Origin of the sequence: Streptomyces collinus (assembly GCF_031348265.1) — a bacterium.
Lineage (GTDB): Bacteria > Actinomycetota > Actinomycetes > Streptomycetales > Streptomycetaceae > Streptomyces > Streptomyces collinus.
In genome coordinates, this window is sequence record NZ_CP133771.1 from 8,061,763 (window position 1) to 8,082,869 (window position 21,107).

The 21,107-nt window shown below is 71.9% G+C and carries 15 protein-coding genes and 1 pseudogene; 10 read left to right on the forward strand and 6 right to left on the reverse strand.

Going from position 1 to position 21,107, the window contains the following annotated elements:
* The first annotated feature begins 12 nt into the window (after positions 1 to 12).
* Both adhP and RFN52_RS36285 read left to right on the forward strand, forming a co-directional pair.
* Positions 13 to 1,035, forward strand: coding sequence for an alcohol dehydrogenase AdhP (gene adhP, locus RFN52_RS36280; protein ID WP_184853091.1), 1,023 nt, complete (start codon positions 13 to 15; stop codon positions 1,033 to 1,035).
* A 5-nt stretch (positions 1,036 to 1,040) separates the two neighbouring features.
* A complete protein-coding gene (locus RFN52_RS36285) occupies positions 1,041 to 1,910 on the forward strand; it encodes a universal stress protein (RefSeq protein WP_184854167.1) in 870 nt (289 codons plus the stop codon).
* Between the two features lie 39 nt (positions 1,911 to 1,949).
* Here the strand turns inward: RFN52_RS36285 and RFN52_RS40195 are convergent.
* Positions 1,950 to 2,107: pseudogene (locus tag RFN52_RS40195) on the reverse strand (polyphosphate kinase 2); the annotation flags it as partial.
* A 276-nt stretch (positions 2,108 to 2,383) separates the two neighbouring features.
* On the opposite strand from RFN52_RS40195, the gene RFN52_RS36295 reads away from it, so the two are divergent.
* From RFN52_RS36295 to RFN52_RS36305, 3 genes are all read left to right on the forward strand, one after another.
* Positions 2,384 to 5,077, forward strand: coding sequence for a bifunctional acetate--CoA ligase family protein/GNAT family N-acetyltransferase (locus RFN52_RS36295; RefSeq protein WP_184853093.1), 2,694 nt, complete (start codon positions 2,384 to 2,386; stop codon positions 5,075 to 5,077).
* Between the two features lie 182 nt (positions 5,078 to 5,259).
* Positions 5,260 to 5,754: a flavodoxin domain-containing protein gene (locus RFN52_RS36300; RefSeq protein WP_184853094.1), complete on the forward strand. Its 495-nt coding sequence runs from the start codon at positions 5,260 to 5,262 to the stop codon at positions 5,752 to 5,754.
* A gap of 76 nt (positions 5,755 to 5,830) precedes the next feature.
* Entirely contained in the window at positions 5,831 to 6,727 is an 897-nt protein-coding gene (locus RFN52_RS36305; RefSeq protein WP_184853096.1) for a universal stress protein, read from the forward strand.
* A gap of 51 nt (positions 6,728 to 6,778) precedes the next feature.
* On the opposite strand, the gene RFN52_RS36310 is transcribed toward RFN52_RS36305, so the two are convergent.
* Entirely contained in the window at positions 6,779 to 7,147 is a 369-nt protein-coding gene (locus tag RFN52_RS36310; RefSeq protein ID WP_311241137.1) for an STAS domain-containing protein, read from the reverse strand.
* 234 nt (positions 7,148 to 7,381) lie between these two features.
* Between RFN52_RS36310 and RFN52_RS36315 the strand changes: the two genes are divergently transcribed.
* Positions 7,382 to 8,278 carry a universal stress protein gene (locus RFN52_RS36315; RefSeq protein ID WP_311241138.1) on the forward strand — a complete coding sequence of 299 codons (897 nt, stop codon included), beginning with the start codon at positions 7,382 to 7,384 and terminating at the stop codon, positions 8,276 to 8,278.
* Between the two features lie 280 nt (positions 8,279 to 8,558).
* On the opposite strand, the gene adhE is transcribed toward RFN52_RS36315, so the two are convergent.
* From adhE to ppdK, 4 genes are all read right to left on the reverse strand, one after another.
* Positions 8,559 to 11,213, reverse strand: coding sequence for a bifunctional acetaldehyde-CoA/alcohol dehydrogenase (gene adhE / locus RFN52_RS36320; protein WP_184853100.1), 2,655 nt, complete (start codon positions 11,211 to 11,213; stop codon positions 8,559 to 8,561).
* A gap of 237 nt (positions 11,214 to 11,450) precedes the next feature.
* Positions 11,451 to 12,083: a CBS domain-containing protein gene (locus RFN52_RS36325; RefSeq protein ID WP_184853102.1), complete on the reverse strand. Its 633-nt coding sequence runs from the start codon at positions 12,081 to 12,083 to the stop codon at positions 11,451 to 11,453.
* Positions 12,084 to 12,161: 78 nt separating this feature from the next.
* Positions 12,162 to 12,545 carry a hypothetical protein gene (locus RFN52_RS36330; RefSeq protein WP_184853103.1) on the reverse strand — a complete coding sequence of 128 codons (384 nt, stop codon included), beginning with the start codon at positions 12,543 to 12,545 and terminating at the stop codon, positions 12,162 to 12,164.
* Positions 12,546 to 12,689: 144 nt separating this feature from the next.
* Positions 12,690 to 15,386 carry a pyruvate, phosphate dikinase gene (gene ppdK / locus RFN52_RS36335; protein ID WP_184853105.1) on the reverse strand — a complete coding sequence of 899 codons (2,697 nt, stop codon included), beginning with the start codon at positions 15,384 to 15,386 and terminating at the stop codon, positions 12,690 to 12,692.
* A gap of 254 nt (positions 15,387 to 15,640) precedes the next feature.
* On the opposite strand from ppdK, the gene RFN52_RS36340 reads away from it, so the two are divergent.
* The 4 genes from RFN52_RS36340 to RFN52_RS36355 all read left to right on the forward strand — a co-directional run bounded on the left by RFN52_RS36340 (position 15,641) and on the right by RFN52_RS36355 (position 20,925).
* The gene (locus RFN52_RS36340) at positions 15,641 to 16,573 is read left to right on the forward strand and encodes a universal stress protein (protein WP_184853107.1); all 933 of its coding nucleotides are present in this window, start codon (positions 15,641 to 15,643) and stop codon (positions 16,571 to 16,573) included.
* A 227-nt stretch (positions 16,574 to 16,800) separates the two neighbouring features.
* Positions 16,801 to 19,059: a formate C-acetyltransferase gene (gene pflB, locus RFN52_RS36345; protein ID WP_184853108.1), complete on the forward strand. Its 2,259-nt coding sequence runs from the start codon at positions 16,801 to 16,803 to the stop codon at positions 19,057 to 19,059.
* On the forward strand, positions 19,056 to 19,820 hold the full coding sequence (gene pflA / locus RFN52_RS36350; protein WP_184853110.1) for a pyruvate formate-lyase-activating protein: 765 nt from the start codon (positions 19,056 to 19,058) through the stop codon (positions 19,818 to 19,820). The genes pflB and pflA overlap by 4 nt, the downstream gene beginning before the upstream one ends.
* A gap of 112 nt (positions 19,821 to 19,932) precedes the next feature.
* Positions 19,933 to 20,925, forward strand: a complete 993-nt coding sequence (locus tag RFN52_RS36355; RefSeq protein ID WP_184853112.1) for an Acg family FMN-binding oxidoreductase — start codon at positions 19,933 to 19,935, stop codon at positions 20,923 to 20,925.
* Positions 20,926 to 21,107: the final 182 nt, after the last annotated feature.

A 21,107-nucleotide genomic window follows, 5' to 3' on the forward strand; every position in this document is an offset into this window, starting at 1 on the left:
GGAGAAGCAACCATGAAGGCAGCAGTCGTCCGGGCCTTCGGTGAACCGCTGGTCATCGAGGAGCGCCCCGACCCCGAGCCCGGCCCCGGCCAGATCCGTATCCGTCTCGAGGCGTCCGGGCTGTGCCACACCGATATCCACGCCGCGCACGGGGACTGGCCGGTCAAGCCGAACCCGCCGTTCGTGCCCGGGCACGAGGGCGTGGGTCTGGTGGAGGCCCTCGGCGAGGGCGTCACCCACCTGGCCGTCGGGCAGCGGGTCGCGGTGCCCTGGCTGGGCCGGGCCTGCGGGCGGTGTGAGCACTGCCTGTCCGGCTGGGAGACGCTGTGCGAGCAGCAGGTCAACACCGGATACGGCTGCGACGGGGGGTACGCCGAGAAGATGCTGGCCTGGGCCGACTTCGCCCAGCTGGTGCCTGAGGGTGTCACCCCGTTCGACGCGGCCCCGCTGACCTGCGCGGGCGTGACGACGTACAAGGCGCTGAAGGTCGCCGACGTCCGGCCCGCTCAGCTCGTCGCGATCTCCGGCGTCGGCGGCCTCGGACACCTGGCCGTGCAGTACGCGAAGATCGCCGGGGCCACCGTCGCCGCGATCGACGTCACCGACGACAAGCTGCGACTCGCCCGCGAGTTGGGTGCCGATCTCGTCATCGACGCCCGCAAGGACGACGTGGAAGCGGTGCTGAAGCGCCACGGCGGTGCGCACGCGGCGATCGCGCTCGCGGTGAACGAGGCCGCGTTCACGGCGGTCAACTCCGGTCTGCGCCGGGGCGGCAAGCTGGTGATGGTGGCGTTGCCCGCGCACGGCACGATCCAGGTGCCGATCTTCGACACGGTCCTGAACGGCACCAGTGTGATCGGCTCGATCGTCGGCACCCGGCAGGACCTCGCCGAGGTCTTCCAGCTCCACGCTGCCGGCCGGACGAAGGTCGTCTACGAGACCCGCCCGCTCGCCGCCGTCAACGACTCCATCGACGAGGTGCTGCGCGGCCAGGTCAAGGCCCGCATCGTCTTCGACCTGGGAGCACTGTCATGAGCACCATGGACCTTCCGCTCGTCGCCGGCGTCGACGGATCCGAGCCGAGCCTGCGGGCCGTGGACTGGGCGGCCGACGAGGCCGCCCTGCGCGGGGTGCCTCTGCGGTTGGTGAACGCCTCGCTGTGGGAACGGTATGAAGGCGCCGCGCTCGCGCATGACCTGGGCAAGCCGTCCGGACGGAGCATGGCCGAGGACATCGTCGGGACCGCGGCGCGGCGCGCCCGCAGGCGTGCCGCGGACGTGAGGATATCCACCGACGTGCTCCCCGAGGAGCCCGAATACGCGCTGGTGCGCGAGGGACGGAACGCTTCCGCGCTGGTCCTGGGCAACCGTGGCCGCGGCGGCATCGCCAACCTGCTGCTCGGCTCCGTCAGCCTGACCGTGGCAGCCCACGCGTCCTGCCCGGTGATCGTCATCCGTGGCAACCACGACAACCAGGCCAGGACTGGGCTGCGCGGCCGCATCCTCCTCGGAGTCGGCGACGCGTCGACGGCTGCTGTCGACTTCGCCTACGAGGAGGCGAAGAGGCGTGGGGTGCCGCTGGACGCCGTCCGCGCCTGGCGCCGTCCCGCGCACGAGACCACCGACCACCCCCTGCTCGCGGGCGAGCCCACGCGCCTGCACGAGGAGCAGGCTGCCAAGGTGCTGGAAGCGGCCCTGAAGGATACTCCCGCGGACATGGAGGTGCACCGGCGCACGATCGAGGGCCCCGCTCGCAGGGTGCTCCTCGCCGCCTCGCGCGAGGCAGACCTCCTCGTTGTCGGCGCCCGGCGCCGACAGCCAAGGCACGTCGGCCTCCAGCTCGGCCGCGTCGCCCACACCGTCCTGCACCACTCCGCCTGTCCGGTGGCGGTCGTACCCGAGCGGGCGTGAGGTCAAAGGCCCCGCCGCGTGGCCGGAGAGGTCCCGCTGCCGTTCGCGCTCGGTCGGCTTCGGCAGGGCGACTGCCCGCCGCCTCCACCCCTCACGACGACAAGCAGCCGCGTGCTCTCCGCCTTCACCCACTCCCGCAGTTTCACCAGCTCCGTCTGCAGACGCACGAGTGCTGCCGCGTACGCCGTGCGTGGCAGTTTCGCCGCCTTCTCGCAGGCCCTGCAGCCTCCTCACCGGTGACCCGGTCATCCACCGCTGGGTACTCGCCCAAGGCGGAACATCGGAGCGCCACCGTACTGACCGCCGACAGACCAGCGCACCCGGAGGCGCGCCCCTGCGAGCGGCGACCGAATCGACGAGCGTGACGGGGTGATGGGGCCGACCGGCCCTCGGATCGGTCCCGGACAGCCCATGGGTCCCCGCGGCGGACCGCTGGATGCTCGAAGAGTCGAGAGACTTGGAGGAGATCCGCGATGACGGACGACGTGCTCAACCGACCCCCTGTCCACGCCCTGCTCACGGACGGGACCACCGTGTGCATCCGTCCCGTGCTGCCCGGCGACCACGATCAGCTGGAGGGGCTGTACGAGGAGATGTCCCCGGAGAACCTGCGCCTGAGGTTCTTCGCGGCGAGCCGCCGTTCCGCCACCGCGGCCGCCGATCGAGCCTGTGCGTCGGCACGGCCCGGCTACCGGGCACTGCTGGCCGAGACGAAGGGCCAGGTGATCGGCCTCGCCGAGTACGACACCGGCGGCGGCAGGGACTCGGCCGAGATCTCCGTCGCCGTCGCCGACGGGCTGCACCACCGGGGCGTGGGCACCCTGCTCGTCGAACACCTGGTCTCGGCGGCCCGGTCGGACGGCGTCACCACCTTCACCGCCGACGCGCTGAGCGAGAACCGCGAAGTCCTCAGGCTCTTCACCGACCTCGGCCTGGATGTGACCCGACGCTTCGAGGGCGCCGAGGTGCGCTGCACGATAGCCCTCGACGAGGACGACGCCTATCTGACGGCGGTGGAGGCCCGAGGCCGGGCCGCCGACGTGGCCAGCCTCGTACCGCTGCTGCGGCCGAAGGCGGTGGCCGTCGTCGGCGCCGGCCGCAAGCCCGGCTCGGTCGGCCGCGCCCTGCTGCACCACCTGCACGCCGGCGGTTACACCGGGCGCCTGTTCGCGGTGAACCCCAGTGCCACCAACATCCTGGGCGTGCCTTCCTACCCCTCGATCACCTCCCTGCCCAGGACGCCCGACCTCGTGGTGATCGCCGCGCCCGCTCCCGCGGTCCCGACCGTCGCCGAGGAGTGCGGCAAGGCGGGCGTACGGGCCCTCGTGGTCGTTTCCGCAGACCTCGACGGTACCCAGGCGCAGGCGCTCCTGACCGCCTGCCGCACCCACGGCATGCGCCTGGTAGGCCCCAACTGCCTCGGCATCTCCAACACCGACCCGGACCTGGGCCTGGACGCGACGTTCGCCGCCGGTCACCCGAAACCCGGCCGCGCGGGCGTGGCCGTGCAGTCCGGTGGTGTGGGCATCGCCCTGCTCGACGGGTTGTCCCGCCTGGGCATCGGCGTGTCCACGTTCGCCTCCCTCGGCGACAAGTACGACGTCAGCGGCAACGACATGCTCCAGTGGTGGGAGAGCGACGGCCGCACCGACCTCGTCCTGCTGCACCTGGAGTCCTTCGGCAACCCGCGGGCCTTCTCCCGCACCGCCCGGCGCGTCACCCGCCGCATGCCCGTCCTCACCGTCGACGCAGGCCGCACCGACGCGGGCCGACGGGCGGCCGCCTCACACACGGCGGCCGCCGCGACCCGCACCATGACCCGGCAGGCCCTGTTCACCCAGGCCGGCATCACCGCCACCCACTCGATCGGCGAACTCCTCGCCACCGCGGCCCTGTTCCACACTCAGCCGCACCCGGCCGGGACCCGCGTCGCCATCGTCACCAACGCCGGCGGCGCGGGCGTGCTGACCGCCGACGCCTGCGCCGAAGCGGGGCTCGTCCTGCCGCAGTTCACTCCCGGACTCGTCGTCGACCTGTTGGCCGTGCTGCCTTCCGGTGCGGCCGTCGGCAATCCCGTGGACGCCACCGCGGCCGTATCGGAGGACCAACTGCGCGAGTGCGTCGACCGGCTCATGGCGTATCCGGGGATCGACGCCGTGCTGCTCGCCCTCGTCCCCACCGCGGTCGCCGCGGCGACGGGTGACGATCTGGTCCGGGCCCTCACCGCAGGACCGGGACGACAGGCGCGGCCGGTGGCCCTCGTCCGCCTGGAGCAGGACGTGGCGGTCAGCCTGCTGCCCGCCGCCGACGGCGGCACCATCCCCTCGTACGCCGAGCCCCAGGCGGCGGCACGGGCCCTCGCCCACGCCGCCCGCCGGGCTGCCTGGCTCGCCCGCCCGGCAGGCACCGTACCGGCTCTCGTCGGAGTCGACACCGGCCGAGCCCGCCAGATCACTGAGACGTACCTCGCCGCGCATCCGGACGGTGGCTGGCTCGACCCACTCATCTGCGCAGACCTGCTGGCCTGCTACGACATTCCCCAGCTGCCGTGGGCATGGGCCGACACAGAGGGCGACGCCGTCCTCGCCGCCGAACGGCTGGGCGGTGTCGACGGCCGGGTGGTCATGAAGGCCCACTGGCCCGGACTGGTGCACAAGAGCGAGCAGCACGCGGTCCACCTCGACCTGCGGGGCGAGGACCAGGTCCGTGCGGCCTACCAGGACTTGGAGAGTCGGTTCGCCGGGCTGATGACCGGGGTGGTCGTGCAGCCGCTCGCCGAACGCGGCACCGAGTTGTTCGCCGGAGTCGTCCAGGACGACGTCTTCGGGCCGCTCGTCCTGTTCGGCCTCGGCGGGACGGCCACGGAGGTGCTCGCCGATCACGCCGCCCGCCTCGCCCCGCTCACTGACCACGACGTGCACGACCTCATCACCGCCCCGCGCTGCGCACCCCTGCTGTTCGGCGCGCGCGGCAACGGACCCGTGGACCTCGAAGGCCTGGAACAGGTTCTCCTGCGGCTGTCCCGCATGGCGGAGGACCTGCCGCAACTCGCCGAGGCCGACTTCAACCCGGTCCTCGCCACACCCGGCCAGGTCACCGTGCTCGACGCGCGGATACGTCTCCTGCCGCGCAGGCCCCAGGACCCCTATCTGCGCCGACTGCGCTGAGGAGGAACCGGCATGAAGTGGCCCGGCGACATGCGGAGCGGCTGCCGGTGCTCGAAGAGGAGGACCGGCCGGCAAGAGCGAGACCGGGATCGCCCTTGCCATGACTCGGCAGATCGACGGCGGGGTCGACGTCGTCGACAAGCTCACCCACCGGCTCGACGACTGTAAGGAGGCGAACCACCATGCCGAGCAACGTGCTGGTCGCCTACGGAACAACGAACGGATCGACCGCGGAGATCGCCGAAGCCGTCGCCGCCGTCCTGCGCAAGGAAGGGGTCGCGGCCGAGGCGCTGCCAGCCCGGTCCGCGACGAGTGTGTCGCCGTACGACGCCGTCGTGGTCGGTGGCGGGCTGTACGCCGGGCGCTGGCACAAGGACGCCCGCCGCTTCGTGCGGCGACACGGCAGGTCCTTGGCCGGTCGGCCGGTGTGGTTCTTCAGCAGCGGGCCGCTCGATGCCTCGGCGTCGGAGCGGGACATCCCGCCCGTGCCCGGCGTACGGCGCGCCATGGACAAGCTGGAGGCCTCCAACGCCCTTCTGAGAGCGGCGACCGGAGCCGGACTCCTGGTCGTCGGTCACCGGCCCGCCGAGCGACCGACCGTCCCGCGTACCGGCCCCGTCACCCACGCCGTGATCCACCACGTCGGCTGCCCCGTGGCCGTCTTACCGCACTTCTGAACGAGTCCGCCCGTACAGGTGGGCCGATCAGCCGGACGTGACAAGAACACAAGGGTGAGACAGGAAGGTGACGGTCATGTCGAGGCCAGTCGTGGCCGGTCTGGACGGCTCCCAGGAGAGTCTCGCCGCAGCCCATTGGGCGGCCGGGGAAGCCCTGCGCCGAGGACTGCCGCTCCGGCTCGTGCACGCCTGGGAAGGCCTGCCCGAGAACGACACCGAGGCGAGTCTGCCCGAGCTGCGCGCGCCGCAGTACCACGCACGCCTGGTGCTGCGCGGCGCGGTCGACCAGATCAGCGAACGATATCCGCAGCTGCACGTCGCCGCCGAACAGGTGCGCCGGCAGCCCGGCCCCGCGTTGCTGGACGAGGCGGAGAACGCCGAACTGCTGGTCATCGGCAGCCAAGGGCTCAGCAGCGTCGGCGGGTTCGTCGCCGGTTCGGTGGCCATGGCCACCGTGGCGCACGCCGAGAGCCCGGTCGTCCTCGTACGGGCGGGTGAGAAGGCGGAGGACGAACACCTGCCGGACACCGCTGGGAAGCCGTCGGCACGCACGGAATACCGTGACGTCGCGGTCGCCGTCGACATCGGCGGACCGTGCGACGACGTGTTGGACTTCGCGTTCCACGCCGCCGGACTGCGACGGGCGCCGCTGCGCGCCGTGCACGCCTGGCACGTACCACTCGGTCTGGGCGGCGCGGACGCCGGGGAACGGGCCCGGATCCGGCAGGAGGCGGAACAGCGGCTCGCGGTACTTCTGCAACCGTGGCGGCAGAAGTTCCCCGCCGTGCTCGTCAAGGAGAACCTGCACGAGGGCCGCCCGGCCCACGTCCTCGTCCGTGCGGCGGGCGGAGCGGGCCTGCTGGTGGTGGGCCGCCGCCGGAGGCGTGCCGCGGTCGGCTCGCACACAGGCCCGGTCGCCCATGCCCTGATCCATCACGTCGCCCGGCCTGTTGCGCTGGTGCCGCACGACTGACGACACGTTCGGCACGTGCCCCGCCGGGCAGGTGCTCGCGGATCACGCGCGTCACGAGCCGGCTGATCTGCCGCTCATCGCAGGACCCGCGCACCCCAGAGCGTCTGTCAGCCGCGCGTGCAGCTCGAAGGCGTCCGTCAGGTTCGTGTGTCGCAGCATGCGCCGGAAGCCGGCACTGTCAGTGACCAGCCGCAGTCGGCCCTGCCTGGCTTCGACCCGGTTGCGTGCCCGGCACAGCACGCGCAGTCCGGCGCAGTCGATGAAGGACATCGGACGCAGGTCCACCACCAGGTCGGCGCCTGGAGCGGCGGTCAGAGCGTCGAGCCGCGCGGACAGCGCGGGTTCGGTGCGTATGTCGATCTCGCCGTGCAGCTCGAGGACGGTCGTGTCGCCGACGGTGCGTTCCGTGTGGCTCGGCATGGTGCCTGTGTGCGTATGCGCCATGGGCAGAGCCAAGACCAGACGCCGCATCGGGCGGAAGGGCCGGGCGGCCCCTTGGGCGTGAAGGAGCAGGGCCATCCGGCCCACAAGGGACCGGGTGAGCGGGCCGGCCGTCTGCACGGCGGCCGGTCGGCGCCGTCTTCGGGACCTTGGGCCCTCGTCTCGCGGGTCGTGGATCACCAGAGTGAGGGCATCCCAAGGAGGTCCACTGTCATGTCCCCTATGTCTCCCGTCCTCGTCGGTTTCGACGGCCGTCCTGAGAGCGTCATGGCGGCCGGCTGGGCCGCCCGCGAAGCGCTGATGCGCGGGGCTCCGCTGCGTCTCGTACACGCCTGGGAGCAGGCTCCCCAGCCGTATGCGACGCTGGCGGGGGCCGCCGTGCCGCAGCACCCGTATGGGTCCGCGCGCCTTCTGGCGGACATGGAGGCGTTGCTGATCCGTCGTCACCCGGGGCTGCAGATCGCGGCCGACCGGGTCGCCGGGGATCCCGCGACTGCTCTCCTGACCGCCGCGGCGGACGCCGGGATGCTGGTACTCGGTTCGCGCGGCCTGGGCCGGGCCGCCGGATTCCTGCTCGGTTCCGTCGGCCGGTCCGTGGTGGCCCGGGCCGAGCGGCCGGTCGTGCTGGTACGTGCCGACACCACCCTGGACGCGGCGGGTGCTGACCACGGTGCTTCGGCCCGTGACGTGGTGGTCGGCGTGGACTTGGACCAGCCCGACGACTCCGTCCTCCTGTTCGCCTTCGAGGCCGCTGCACGCCGCGGTGCCGGCCTCCGGGTCGTCCACAGCTGGGATCCGGTGGGCGAGAACACCTCCGCGGCGGGCCTTCCGGGCGTGGACGACCCTGCCGAGGGGAGGACCATGACTCCACGTCAGCCGCCGGCCGATCTGCTGCGTCCGTGGCAGGACAAGTTCCCGGACGTGTCCCTGACCGAGCAGACCGTGGTCGGCCAGGCGGCATCCCACCTGGTCGACGCGTCCCGTGACGCCGAACTGCTCGTTGTCGGGCGGGCGTCCCGGCACGCCCCGATCGGTCCGCAGACCGGACCCGTCACCCGGGTGGTGCTTCACCGCGCCGTGCCGCCGGTCGCGGTGATTCCGCACGACTGACGCCACTGGCTGACACGCCCGCTGCGTGAAAGGGGCCGGGTGGACCTCGCGCAGGTCCCACTCGGCCCTCGTAACGTCGTCCGTCCCTTGCTTTCATGGAATCAGCGGAAAGGACCTGAAAGAGAGGCGCGGAGAAGCGGGGTCGGTGACCGCGCACCGCGCAATCAGGACCCGCGAGAAGCGGATGGTCCTTTCCGCCTGTCCATGCCCTGAATCCGGCGGGGCCGGGGCCACTGTGGCCCCGGCCCCGCCGGCTTGTGCTTGCCCGTCGCCGTTGCGTTCAGCCGTAGTAGGCCGCGCGCATGAGCTCCTGCATGTCGTCGAGCATGGGCATCCGCGGGTTGGCGGGCGCGCACTGGTCCTCGTAGGCGTTGAGGGCCTGGTGCGGCAGGGCGCCGAGGAAGGCCTGCTCGTCGACTCCGAGTTGGCGGAACGACGGCTCGATGCCGACGGCGTCGCGCAGGCGTTCCACGGCCGCGGCAAGCGACTCCACGCCCTCCTGCGGGGTCGCGGCGGGCAGGCCGAGGGTGCGGGCGATGTCCTGGAAGCGTTCCGGGGCCCGGTAGTCCTCGTACTTGGGCCAGCCGGTGAGCTTGGTCGGGACGGTGCCGTTGTAGCGGATGACGTGCGGCAGCAGGACGGCGTTGGTGCGGCCGTGCGCGACGTGGAAGGTGGCGCCGAGGGTGTGGGACATGGCGTGGACGATGCCGAGGAAGGCGTTGCCGAAGGCCATGCCCGCGATGGTGCCGGCGTTGTGCATCTTCTCCCGGGCCTGAGCCGAGCCCTCGCGGTCGTTCACGGCCGCTTCGATGTGCTCGAAGATCAGCCGGATCGCGTGCAGGGCGAGGCCGTCGGTGAAGTCGTTGGCGTACACGGAGACATATGCCTCGATGGCGTGGGTGAGCGCGTCGAAGCCGCTGTCGGCCGCCAGGGCCGGAGGCAGGTCGGTGGTGAGCAGCGGGTCGATGATCGCCACGCTGGGGGTGAGCGCGTAATCGGCCAGCGGGTACTTCTTGCCGGTGGCGGGGTCGGAGATGACCGCGAACGGGGTCACCTCGGCGCCCGTGCCGGAGGTCGTGGGGATGCACACCAGACGGGCGAGCGCGCCCAGGGTCGGGAAGCGGAAAGCTCGCTTGCGGATGTCGGAGAACTTCTGCCGCATGTCCGCGAAGTCCATTTCCCGGCCGGCGGCTTGCTGTTCGTACAGCAGCCACATGACCTTGGCCGCGTCCATGGGTGAGCCGCCGCCGAGCGCGATGATCGTGTCGGGGCGGAAGTCCCGCATGAGGGCGGCGCCGCGCCGCACCGAGTCGATGCTCGGCTCCGGTTCGACGTTGTCGATGACCTGCACGGTCACCGGCTCACGGCGACGCTGGAGCACCCGCGTGACACGGTCGACGAAGCCCAGCCGGGTCATCGTCGCGTCGGTGACCACGGTGACGCGGTGCACGTCCGGCATCGACGTCAGGTAGCGGATGGCCTGGGGCTCGAAGTAGATCTTCGGCGGGACCTTGAACCACTGGAGGTTGTTGCGGCGTGTGCCGACTCGCTTGACGTTCAGCAGCTGGGCCGCGGAGACGTTGTTGGAGACGGAGGTGCTGCCCCAGGATCCGCAGCCCAGCGTGAGCGACGGCAGCAGTCCGTTGTAGATACCGCCGATGGCTCCCTGCGAGGACGGGGCGTTGACGATGACCCGTACGGTCTTCATCCGCCTGCCGTACGCCTCGGCGAGGGCGGGGTCCTCGGTGTGGATGACGGCGCTGTGGCCCTGGCCGTGGAAGGCCACCATGTCGGCGGCCAGGTCGAAGCCCTGCCGCTCGTCCTCGGCACGCAGCACGGCCAGGACCGGGCAGAGCTTCTCGCGGGTCAGCGGCTCGTGCGCGCCCACCCGTTCGGCCTCGACCAGGATGATCGAGGTGCCGGCGGGAACGGTGAACCCGGCCTGCTCGGCGATCCACGACGGACTCTGCCCCACGGCCGCCGAGTTGACCTTCGGCTCGCAACCGCCGCCCTCCGCCCTGCCGGTGGGGAAGAGGAACGCTTCGAGCTTCGCCTTCTCCTCGGTGGTGGCCATGTGGGCGTGCAGCGTGCGGAACTCGGTCAGGGCCGCGTCGTAGATCTCACTGTCCAGGATGACGGCCTGCTCGGAGGCGCAGATCATGCCGTTGTCGAACGACTTGGAGAGCACCAGGTCGTTGACGGCGCGGCGCAGCTTGGCGCTCCTGTGCACGTACGCCGGGACGTTGCCCGCGCCAACGCCCAGGGCGGGCTTGCCGGCCGAGTAGGCGGCCTTGACCATGGCGTTGCCGCCGGTGGCCAGGATCAGCGAGACGCCCGGGTGGCGCATGAGCGTGCCGGTCGCCTCGACGGACGGGGTTTCGATCCACTGGATGCAGTGCTCGGGTGCTCCGGCGGCGACGGCGGCGGCGCGTATGATCCGGGCCGCTTCGGCGCTGCAGCGCTGGGCGGAGGGGTGGAAGGCGAAGACGACCGGGTTGCGGGTCTTCAGTGCCATCAGCGCCTTGAAGATCGTGGTGGAGGTCGGGTTGGTGACGGGAGTGACCGCGCACACCACGCCCACGGGTTCCGCGATCTCGACCATGTCCTCGATGTCGTCGCGGGCGATGACCCCGACGGTCTTCATCGGGCCCATGCTGTGCGTGACGTGCTCGCAGGCGAACATGTTCTTGGCCGCCTTGTCCTCGAAGACGCCGCGCCCGGTCTCCTCCACCGCCAGCAGCGCCAGCGCGGTGTGCTGGTCGAGGGCGGCGACCGACGCCTTCTTGACGATGTGGTCGACCTGCTCCTGGGTGAGGGCCTCGTAGTCGTCGAGTGCCTTGAGCGCGGCCGTCACGAGACGGTCCACGGCGATGGTGGTGTCGGACGGCGCGGCTGTGGTGGCCGGGTCCGTGGGTCCGCCGTCGTGTCGGGTCATGGGGGGTGCGCCTCCGTTGCGAGGGGCCGCCGTGGATGTACGGCGGCGGATGGGCGGGAGCCGCGCCGCGAGTGAAGGGCACCGCTCACGGTTTCCACTGTCCAGCGCTTCGTGGCGCCGTCCCAGGCGCCGAAGGTCCCCGTCCGAGACCGTCAGGCCCGGGCCGCCAGGGCCGGATGGCCCGTCATCAGCCGGGCTTCGGCGCCGGCGCGCGACCCATCCGTCACCGGGGCCCGGTCACCTGGGCACACTGGGCACGGAACAGTCGTCGTCGAGGAACGTCAATCCGTTCACCACTCCTACGACGCCTTCGAGCCGCCACACCGAGTGGACGGCCTCCGGGACCTGACTGCGCAGTTCCACGCGGCCGTCGAGCTTGACGACGCCGTCCCGGACGGAGACGCGGACCGCGTCGGGTGGCAGCCCCAGGCCGCCGACGAGGACCTCCTCGGTCACCTGGCGGCGGATGTCATCGTCCGTGCGCAGGAAGACCCGGAGCAGGTCGCGGCGGGTGGCGATGCCGATGAGGCGGTCCTCCTCGTCCACCACGGGCAGCCGCTCGACGCCACGGCGCTCCATCAGCCGTGCCGCGTCCGGGACGGACTGCTCAGGGTGCACGGTGATCGCCGGTACCGACATCAGGTCCTGCGCCGTGACGGCACGGGCCGGGTCCCGGCCCGCCCGGTTCGCCTGGTCGCGTACCAGGTCGGTCCCGGAGACCACGCCGAGCACCTTGTCGTCGTCGTCGACCACGGGCAGCCCGCTGATCCGGTGGTGGTCCAGCAGTCGGACGACCTCCTTGAACGGCGTCGTCCGGCAGGCCTGGACGACGTCGCTGGTCATCACTTCACCGACGGTGTGGGATGTCACGGTGGTTCCTCCTTCACCAGCTCAGCGCGGACGGGAGGGAATCGGCCGACCCCCTCCGCACCACGCCGCCCGGCGTTCCTAGCGCTGCTGACCACCGCGCCACGGCGGTGGCGTGGAGGTCCTGCGGGCCGCATCCCGGCGGTGCGCGGCGCGTTCCGTGCGGCTGCGCAACCGGTCCTGGAGCCGGTCGGCGAGTTCCCGGGCGCTCGCCTCACGGGCGTGCACGACGACGAGGTCGCCGCCGACGTGAATCTCGGCGCCGGCGGACCAGGGAAGGTCGACGTGGTGGGCCGCCTCCCTGGTGACACGTACCTCGCCGCTGACGGGCGGAAGCCCGGGACGGTCCAGCACGGCGCCGACCTTCTCCCGGAGGTAGGCGAGCGACGCCTCGTCCACGTCACCCTCGGCCCGCACGCGTACGGAGGCGGTGCCGCCCTCGTGGCCGATGTCCTTGGCAGTCATGTGCTCCACTCCTTGTGATCGTTCGTAGTGATCGTTTCTGGCGCGCCTCAAGACTGCTGCGTGCGCCGCCCCGGTCCCAGGGCCGGCCGGCCTCGGGAGACGGGCCGTGGGTCCCGGCCACTGGCTGTCGCCGGGTCCCGGTCGTCACCGGCTGTCGCTCACGTCGGTCTCCTCCAGCGCGGCCCGTCCGGCCTCCAGGCGGGCGACCGGGACTCGGAACGGCGAGCAGGAGACGTAGTCCAGTCCGGCGGCGTGGAAGAAGTGCACCGAGTCGGGGTCGCCGCCGTGCTCGCCGCACACGCCGATCTTCAGGTCCGGCCGGGTGGCGCGGCCCTCGGCGACGGCCATCCGGACCAGTCGGCCCACCCCGTCCCGGTCGAGCGTCTCGAACGGGGAGACGGGGAAGACGCCCTTGTCGAGGTAGGCGGAGAAGAACTCCGCCTCGACGTCGTCGCGGGAGAAGCCCCAGGTCGTCTGGGTCAGGTCGTTGGTGCCGAAGGAGAAGAACTCGGCCTCCGCGGCGATCCGGTCCGCCGTCAGCGCCGCCCGGGGCAGCTCGATCATGGTCCCGACGGGGCAGCTGACGGGGACGCCGGACGCTGCGGACACCTCGTCCAGTACCCGCTCCACCTCCTCGCGGACGATCCGCAGTTCGCGGACGTCCCCGACGAGCGGAACCATGATCTCCGCCCGGGGGCTGCAGCCGGCCCGTGTGCGTTCCGCGACGGCCTCTCCGATGGCCCTTACCTGCATGGCGACCAGACCGGGAACGACCAGGCCGAGGCGCACGCCCCGCAGTCCGAGCATGGGGTTCTCCTCGTGCATCCGGTTCACCGCGCTCAGCAGTTCGACGTCGTGCGCGGCCGGCAGGTCGCCGCGCGCCTCGGCGGCGGCGATCCGCACCGCGAGCTCCGTGCGGTCGGGCAGGAACTCGTGCAGCGGCGGGTCCAGCAGGCGGATGGTGACCGGCAGGCCGTCCATCGCTTCCAGGATGCCGCTGAAGTCCTCCCGCTGGAGCGGCAGGAGTGCCGCCAGGGCCCGGTCGCGCGCGCCGTCCGTGCCGGCCAGGATCATCTCCTCGACCAGCTTGCGTCGCTCGCCGAGGAACATGTGCTCGGTGCGGCACAGCCCGATGCCCTGCGCACCGAACCGGCGCGCGCGGGCGGCGTCCTCGGGGGTGTCGGCGTTGGCCCGCACCTCCAGCCGCCGCACGGTGTCGGCCCGGGCCAGCGCGCGGGCCACCGCGTCGACGGCGCTGGCCGATCCCTCTTCGCCGGCACCCGATTCCAGGAACCGCATGACCGCCGAGTCCACCAGCGGCACCGGCCCCGGGTACACGGCGCCGGCGGAACCGTCCACGGAGATCACCGTGCCTTCCTCGACGACGGTGCCGTCGGGGGCGGTGAAGCGCCGGGCCTCGATGTCGACGGAGAGTTCCTCGGCACCGCACACGCAGACCTTGCCCATGCCGCGCGCCACCACGGCAGCGTGGCTGGTCTTGCCGCCCCGGCTGGTGAGCACCGCCTGGGCGGCGATCATGCCGGGCAGGTCGTCGGGCGTCGTCTCCTGGCGGACGAGGACCACGTTCTCGCCGGCCGCGGCACGCCGTACCGCTACGGCGGAGTCGAAGACCGCCGCGCCGACCGCGGCACCGGGTGAGGCCGGGAGGCCGTGGGCGAGCGGGTCACCGACCGCGGAGGTGTCGAAGCGCGGGAACATCAGCCGGGCCAGTCCCTCGCCGCTCACCCGGGCCAGGCTCTCATCCGGGGTGATGAGTCCCTCGTCGGCGAGTTCGGCGGCGATGGCGAAGGCGGCCTCGGCGGTCCGTTTGCCGACCCGGGTCTGCAGCATCCACAACCTGCCGCGCTCGATCGTGAACTCGATGTCGCACAGGTCCCGGTAGTGCCGCTCCAGGGTCCGCATGTGCTCGCACAGCCGGGCGTACGAGTGCGGGTCCAGGCGTCCCAGCTCGGCCAGGGGCACGGTGTTGCGGATGCCGGCGACGACGTCCTCGCCCTGCGCGTTGGGCAGGTAGTCGCCGTACAGGCCGGGGCGTCCGGTGGCCGGGTCGCGGGTGAACGCGACGCCGCTTCCCGAGTCGGGGCCGAGGTTGCCGAAGACCATGCACTGCACGGTGACGGCGGTGCCAAGGTCGTCGGGGATGTGCTCGCGCCGCCGGTACAGGCGCGCCCGCTCGCCGTTCCAGGACTGGAAGACGGCCAGGACCGCCCGGCGCAGCTGCTCGGCGGGGGACTGCGGGAAGTGCTCGCCGGTCTCCAGGTGGATGATGTTCTTGTACGTCTCGACCAGCTGGGCGAGGTCGGCGGTGTCCAGGTGCACGTCGTCCGGGGCGCCGCGCAGGTCCTTGAGCAGGGCGATGGCGCGCTCGAACAGGGCTGGGTCGACGCCCATGACCGTACTGCCGAACATCTGGATCAGCCGGCGGTAGGAGTCCCAGGCGAAGCGTTCACTTCCCGAGACCTTGGCCAGGCCCAGCACGGAGTCGTCGTTCAGGCCGATGTCGAGGATCGTCTCCATCATGCCGGGCATGGAGAAACGCGCCCCGGAGCGGACGGAGAGCAGCAGCGGATCGGCCGGCTGCCCCAGCAGCCGGCCCGCGGCCGTCTCGACGGTCGTCAGGTGCTCGGAGACCTCCTGCCACATGCCCTCGGGCTCGCCGCCGGTGGCGAGGAAGGCCCGGCAGGCCTCGGTGGTGATGACGAACCCGGGAGGGACGGGCAGTCCGAGCCGGGTCATCTCGGCCAGGTTGGAACCCTTGCCGCCGAGCAGGCCGGCCATGTCACGGCCGCCCTGTGCGAAGTCGTACACGTAACGGGCCATGACGCTGTGCTCCTCAGCTGTGGGGACCTGTCGAGTTCCAGCGTCGAACGGCGAGCGTGCCGGCGGGAGGTGCCGTCAGGCCCGGGCCGGGGGCCGATGGGCCCGGCCCGGGCCGCCGGAAGCGGGCCCGCCATTCGATGGGGCCGAAGGGGCCCGCGTACTGGGCTGTGCGGCCCTGGGCGTTCGCTTCCGGCGCGAGGAGGCTCGGAGCCGTCAGGAGAACCGGAGGGTCCGGGCTCCGGGAGGGACGCGCGATGTTCTGCAACGTCGTAGTGGGAGTCGACGGATCACCCGCGAGCCTGGCGGCCGCGCACTGGGCGGCTCACGAGGCCTCGCGCCGGGGCACCGGGCTGGCTGTCGTACACGCCTGGCGCCGCCACCCCCATCCCGCACCGTACGTGCCCATGGACCGTACCGAGCACGACTGGGCCGAACAGACACTCCGGGATGCCGTCGACAGCGTCCGCGCGGCCCACCCCGGGCTGCGGATCGTCGACCGCCTCGTGTGCGACGCGCCGGTCGCCGCCCTGGTCGCCGCCGCCGCGGAGGCCGAGCTGCTGGTCCTCGGATCACCCGGTATGGGCAGGGTGAGCGGGTTCGTCATGGGATCCGTGTCCCAGCGCGTGGTGGCCCGGTCGACGCGGCCCGTGGTGCTGGTGAGGGCGGGGCTGAGCGCAGCCGACGACCACCTCCCTGCCGCGGACGGTGTCGCACCGGAGGAGATCCCCGAGACGCCGTATCGCGCGGTCGTCCTGGGTCTGGACGTCCAGCACCCGTGTGACGAACTGATCGAGTTCGCCTTCGACGCCGCCCGGCGGCGCGGCACCGCCCTGCGTGTCGTCCACGCGTTCCGGACGCCGCCGCAATCCGCCTCCGATCCGTCGTTGGTCACACCGCCGGCCGTCCCGTCGGTCCCCGTGGCCGGGCCGGAAGCGCTCGCGGCCGGGGAGCACGCGGTGGTGGCGGCGCTGCGCCCCTGGTGCGAGAAGTATCCGACCGTCCCCGTGACCGAGACGGTGACCGCGGGCCGGGCCGCCACCGTCCTGGTGCACGCCGCGCGCGACGCCGGATTGCTCGTGGTGGGGCGCCGCACGAGCGGGGGCCGGCTCGGTGCCCACACCGGTCCGGTGGCCCACGCCGTCCTGCACCACGCCGCCTGCCCCGTCGTCGTGGTCCCGCACGTCTGAACTCACCCGCGGTCGACCGGCTCGCCCGGCCCCAGGGCCTCATCGGCTCTGCTGCTCCGTGCCCTGATCGACGCAGCAGTGCGTATGGGTGGGCCGAACGTCCCGGCCGCCCGGGCCGGACGGGACCCGTGCGGTGCCCTGTCCGGCACTGCCCCCTGCCCCTGCGGACGACGAGCATCGACAACGAGAAGAGCAGTGAGAAAGCCCGCCCAGGGAGAGGACCTGTGATGACCGCGACCGCGACAGCCGGCCCCCGGACCGCCGACGCCTGGCGCCAGTACGCCGGGACCAGGTGGCGTGAGCGCATCGACGTGCGTGACTTCATCCAGGCGAACTACACGCCCTACGAAGGCGACGCGGCCTTCCTGGCCGGACCAACAGACCGCACGCGCGCCGTCTGGGAGAAGGTCAGCGCGCTCTTCCCCGAAGAGCGGCGCCGCGGCATCCACGACGTCGACACCGCCACCCCCTCCACGATCACCTCGCACGCTCCCGGCTGGATCGACCGGGACCGCGAATTGATCGTGGGCCTCCAGACCGACGCTCCGCTCAAGCGCGCCATCATGCCGAACGGCGGCCTGCGCATGGTGGAGAACGGACTGCGGGCCTACGGCTACGAGGCCGACCCCTTCGTCTCCAGGGTCTTCGGCACCTACCGTAAGACCCATAACGACGGCGTGTTCGACGCCTACACCCCCGAGATGCGCGCCGCCCGCAAGGCCGGGATCATCACCGGCCTGCCGGACGCCTACGGCCGCGGCCGGATCATCGGCGACTACCGGCGCGTGGCCCTCTACGGCACCGACCGGCTCATCGCGGCCAAGCGGGCCGAACGCGCCCTGCTGGACGCGCGGCCCTCCAGCCCGGACGTCATCCGGGACCGTGAGGAACTGGCCGAGCAGATCCGCGCACTGGGCGAGCTGACGGAGATGGCCGCTTCCTACGGCTGCGACGTCACCCGCCCGGCCACCACCGCGCACGAGGCCGTCCAGTGGCTCTACCTCGGCTATCTGGCCGCCGTGAAGGAACAGAACGGCGCCGCGATGTCGCTGGGCCGCACCTCCACGTTCCTGGACGTCTACCTCCAGCGAGACCTCGACGAGGGCACCACCGACGAGACGCGCGCCCAGGAGCTGGTCGACGACTTCGTGATCAAGCTGCGGATCGTACGGTTCCTGCGCACCCCCGAGTACGACGCCCTGTTCTCCGGTGACCCGACCTGGGTGACGGAGTCCATCGGTGGCATCGGCACCGACGGCCGCCCTCTGGTCACCCGCACCTCCTTCCGCTTCCTGCAGACCCTCTACAACCTCGGCCCGGCACCGGAGCCGAACCTGACCGTGCTGTGGTCGCCGAGGCTGCCGGACGGCTTCAAGGAGTTCTGCGCGCAGGTGTCCATCGACACCAGCGCCGTTCAGTACGAGTCCGACGAACTGATGCGGCCGCGCACCGGCGACGACACCGCGATCGCCTGCTGTGTCTCCGCCATGGCGGTCGGCAGGCAGATGCAGTTCTTCGGAGCCAGGGTCAACCTGGCCAAGGCCCTCCTGTACGCCGTCAACGGCGGCCGGGACGAGATGACCGGCGAACAGATCGCCCCCGCCACGCCCCCGCTGACCGGCGAGTACCTCGACTACGACGAACTGTCGGCGGCCTACGACCGGACGCTGGGCTGGCTGGCGGAGACGTACGTCAACGCGCTCAACGTCATCCACTACATGCACGACAAGTACGCCTACGAGCGCATCGAGATGGCCCTGCACGACCACCCCGTGCACCGCTTCATGGCGTGCGGCATCGCCGGCCTCTCCGTCGCGGCCGACAGCCTGTCGGCCGTGAAGCACGCCAGGGTGAAGGTGTTCCGCGACGCGAACGGTCTGGCGGTGGACTTCCGGACCGAGGGCGAGTTCCCGGCGTACGGCAACAACGACGACCGAGCGGACTCCCTCGCCGTCGCCCTCGTGGAGTCGTTCATGGCGAAGGTGCGCAAGCACCCCACCTACCGGGACGCCGAGCACACCCAGTCGGTGCTGACCATCACCTCCAACGTCGTCTACGGCAAGCACACCGGCAACACTCCCGACGGCCGCCGCGCCGGACAGCCCTTCGCGCCCGGCGCCAACCCGATGAACGGCCGTGACCGGCACGGGGTGGCCGCCTCCGCGCTGTCGGTGGCCAAGCTCCCGTACGAGCAGGCCCGCGACGGCATCTCGCTGACCACGACGATCACCCCCGAGGGGCTGGGCCACCACCCGGGTGAGCGCGCCGCGCATCTGGTCGGCATCCTCGACGCCTACATGGCCTCCGGCGGCTTCCACATGAACGTCAACGTCCTGGACCGGGCCGTCCTGGAGGACGCCATGGAACACCCGGAGAAGTACCCCGAGCTGACCATCCGGGTCTCCGGATACGCCGTCAACTTCGTCCGCCTGACCCGCGAGCAGCAGCTCGACGTGATCAGCCGTACCTTCCACGGAGCGCTGTGAACACCGCGACCGACCGTACGACGGGACTCGGCCGGACGACCGGCCGGATCCACTCCTGGGACCTGTCCACCGGCGTGGACGGTCCCGGGACCCGGTTCGTCCTGTTCGTCAACGGTTGTCCGTTGCGCTGCCTGTACTGCGCCAACCCCGACACCTGGCACATGCGGGACGGCCGGGAGGCCACGGTCGACGAGGTGATGGCCGAGATCGAGAAGTTCCGCCCCTTCGTCACCACGGCCGGAGGCGGCGTGACGATCACCGGCGGCGAGCCGCTGCTCCAGCCCGCCTTCACGGCGGCGGTGCTGCGTCGCTGCAAGGAGGCCGGACTGCACACCGCCCTGGACACCTCCGGCTTCCTCGGCGCCCGAGCCACCGACGAACTCCTGACCGACACCGACCTCGTGCTGCTGGACATCAAGTCCTTCGATGTCGGCACCTACCGGAAGCTGACCGGCGGCGACCTCGGACCCACTCTGAACTTCGCCACCCGCCTGGACCGGCTCGGGGTGCCGACGTGGATCCGGTACGTCCTGGTACCCGGCTGGACCGACGACCCACGCGCCGTAGAGGGACTCGCCCGCTTCCTGTCGGGCCTCGGCAACGTCGAACGGGTCGACGTCCTGCCGTTCCACAAGCTCGGCGCGGGCAAGTACGAGGCACTGGGCATCCCCTTCCCCCTGCGGGACAACCCGGTTCCGGACGCCGCACTGGTGGACCGGGTGCGGGGTCGGTTCCGCGAGCACGGTCTGGCGGCTTACTGATGACACTCATGCCGGCGTCCGTCTGCACTTGTGGCCCTGATCCCCCCGGCGATCGGCTCGCTGGGGTACCCGTGTTGTGACCGCCTCTGACCGGGGCGGCGAGGAGGATGCCATGGCTGAGCGACCACTCGACGAGAAGACGGTGGCCACGCTGGTGGCCGAGGCTACGGCGGCGCCGTCCATGCACAACGCGCAGCCGTGGCGCTTTCGCCACCTGAGCGGCGAGCGCGTCCTGCAACTGCGGGCCGATCCCGAGCGGGCCATGCCCCGGTCCGATCCCGACAACCGGGCGCTGCACATCGGGTGCGGGGCAGCTCTGCTCAACCTGCGCGTCGCCGCGGCGCACGCGGATCTCGCTCCGGAGACGACGCTGCTGCCCGAGCCGGACGACCCGCTGCTGCTCGCCGCCGTACGTCTGCCCGGCCCGGTCGGGGGCGTGCGGGACGAGGAGCTGGCGCGGCTGCACCCGGCGATCCGGCAGCGGCACACCAGCCGCCATCCCTTCGCCGAGAAGGACGTCCCCGAGGACGTGCGGACCACCTTGCAGAAAGCGGCGGCGCGGGAGGGGGCGACGCTGGCCTTCCCCGGCCCCTGGCATGCCGAGACCGTGCTCGACCTGGTCCGCGACGCCGAGAGCCGCGACATCATGGACCCGGACGCCGACCGAGACCTGGTCCGCTGGACCCGGCTCGGAGCAGAGGCGGACACCGCCGTCGACGGCGTCCCCGAGTACGCCTTCGGCCCGCGCAGGCGCGACGGCAAAGCTCCAGTGCGGGACTTCTCCGGACGCCGGCCGGTGGCCGACCGCGGCACCACCGCCTTCGAGTACACCCCGCACCTGGCCCTGCTGAGCACCCGCGGCGAGGGACCCGCCGACTGGCTGCGCGCGGGCCAGGCCCTCGAACGCGTCCTCCTTGAGGCCACCCGGGCCGACCTGGCCACCTCCCTGACCTCCCACGCCCTGGAAGACCGCGAGCTGCGCCTGCTGGCCCGTGACCCGGCATCGGGCATCGGTCAGGTGCAGATGGTGCTCCGGCTCGGCTACGGGCCGCGGGGCCCGGCCACCCCGCGCCGGCCTGTGCGGGATGTCCTCGAATTCACGTAGCCAGGTGCAGGGGCGCACGACGGGCGCTCGACAGCCGTTGCCGCGTGTACCCCGCTCATGTGCACCAGGGCCATGTGGCCCTGCCCTCGGGGCCGGACGGGTCACAGTCCCGCACGCCAGGTTCCGGCCAGTGCCGGTTGGCCCCCATGGCGGCCACTCGGCCCAAAGCCAGCCGAGCGTGG

Excerpts from the sequence above, each read along its gene's own strand:
- RFN52_RS36310 (WP_311241137.1), bottom strand. The coding sequence starts at position 7,147 with ATGCCGAGCCACACGGAACGCACCGTCGGCGACACGACCGTCCTCGAG.
- pflB (WP_184853108.1), top strand. The coding sequence starts at position 16,801 with ATGACCGCGACCGCGACAGCCGGCCCCCGGACCGCCGACGCCTGGCGC.
- RFN52_RS36315 (WP_311241138.1), top strand. The coding sequence starts at position 7,382 with ATGTCCCCTATGTCTCCCGTCCTCGTCGGTTTCGACGGCCGTCCTGAG.
- adhE (WP_184853100.1), bottom strand. The coding sequence starts at position 11,213 with ATGACCCGACACGACGGCGGACCCACGGACCCGGCCACCACAGCCGCG.
- RFN52_RS36355 (WP_184853112.1), top strand. The coding sequence starts at position 19,933 with ATGGCTGAGCGACCACTCGACGAGAAGACGGTGGCCACGCTGGTGGCC.
- ppdK (WP_184853105.1), bottom strand. The coding sequence starts at position 15,386 with ATGGCCCGTTACGTGTACGACTTCGCACAGGGCGGCCGTGACATGGCC.
- RFN52_RS36330 (WP_184853103.1), bottom strand. The coding sequence starts at position 12,545 with ATGACTGCCAAGGACATCGGCCACGAGGGCGGCACCGCCTCCGTACGC.
- RFN52_RS36340 (WP_184853107.1), top strand. The coding sequence starts at position 15,641 with ATGTTCTGCAACGTCGTAGTGGGAGTCGACGGATCACCCGCGAGCCTG.
- RFN52_RS36295 (WP_184853093.1), top strand. The coding sequence starts at position 2,384 with ATGACGGACGACGTGCTCAACCGACCCCCTGTCCACGCCCTGCTCACG.
- RFN52_RS36305 (WP_184853096.1), top strand. The coding sequence starts at position 5,831 with ATGTCGAGGCCAGTCGTGGCCGGTCTGGACGGCTCCCAGGAGAGTCTC.
- RFN52_RS36300 (WP_184853094.1), top strand. The coding sequence starts at position 5,260 with ATGCCGAGCAACGTGCTGGTCGCCTACGGAACAACGAACGGATCGACC.
- RFN52_RS36285 (WP_184854167.1), top strand. The coding sequence starts at position 1,041 with ATGGACCTTCCGCTCGTCGCCGGCGTCGACGGATCCGAGCCGAGCCTG.
- adhP (WP_184853091.1), top strand. The coding sequence starts at position 13 with ATGAAGGCAGCAGTCGTCCGGGCCTTCGGTGAACCGCTGGTCATCGAG.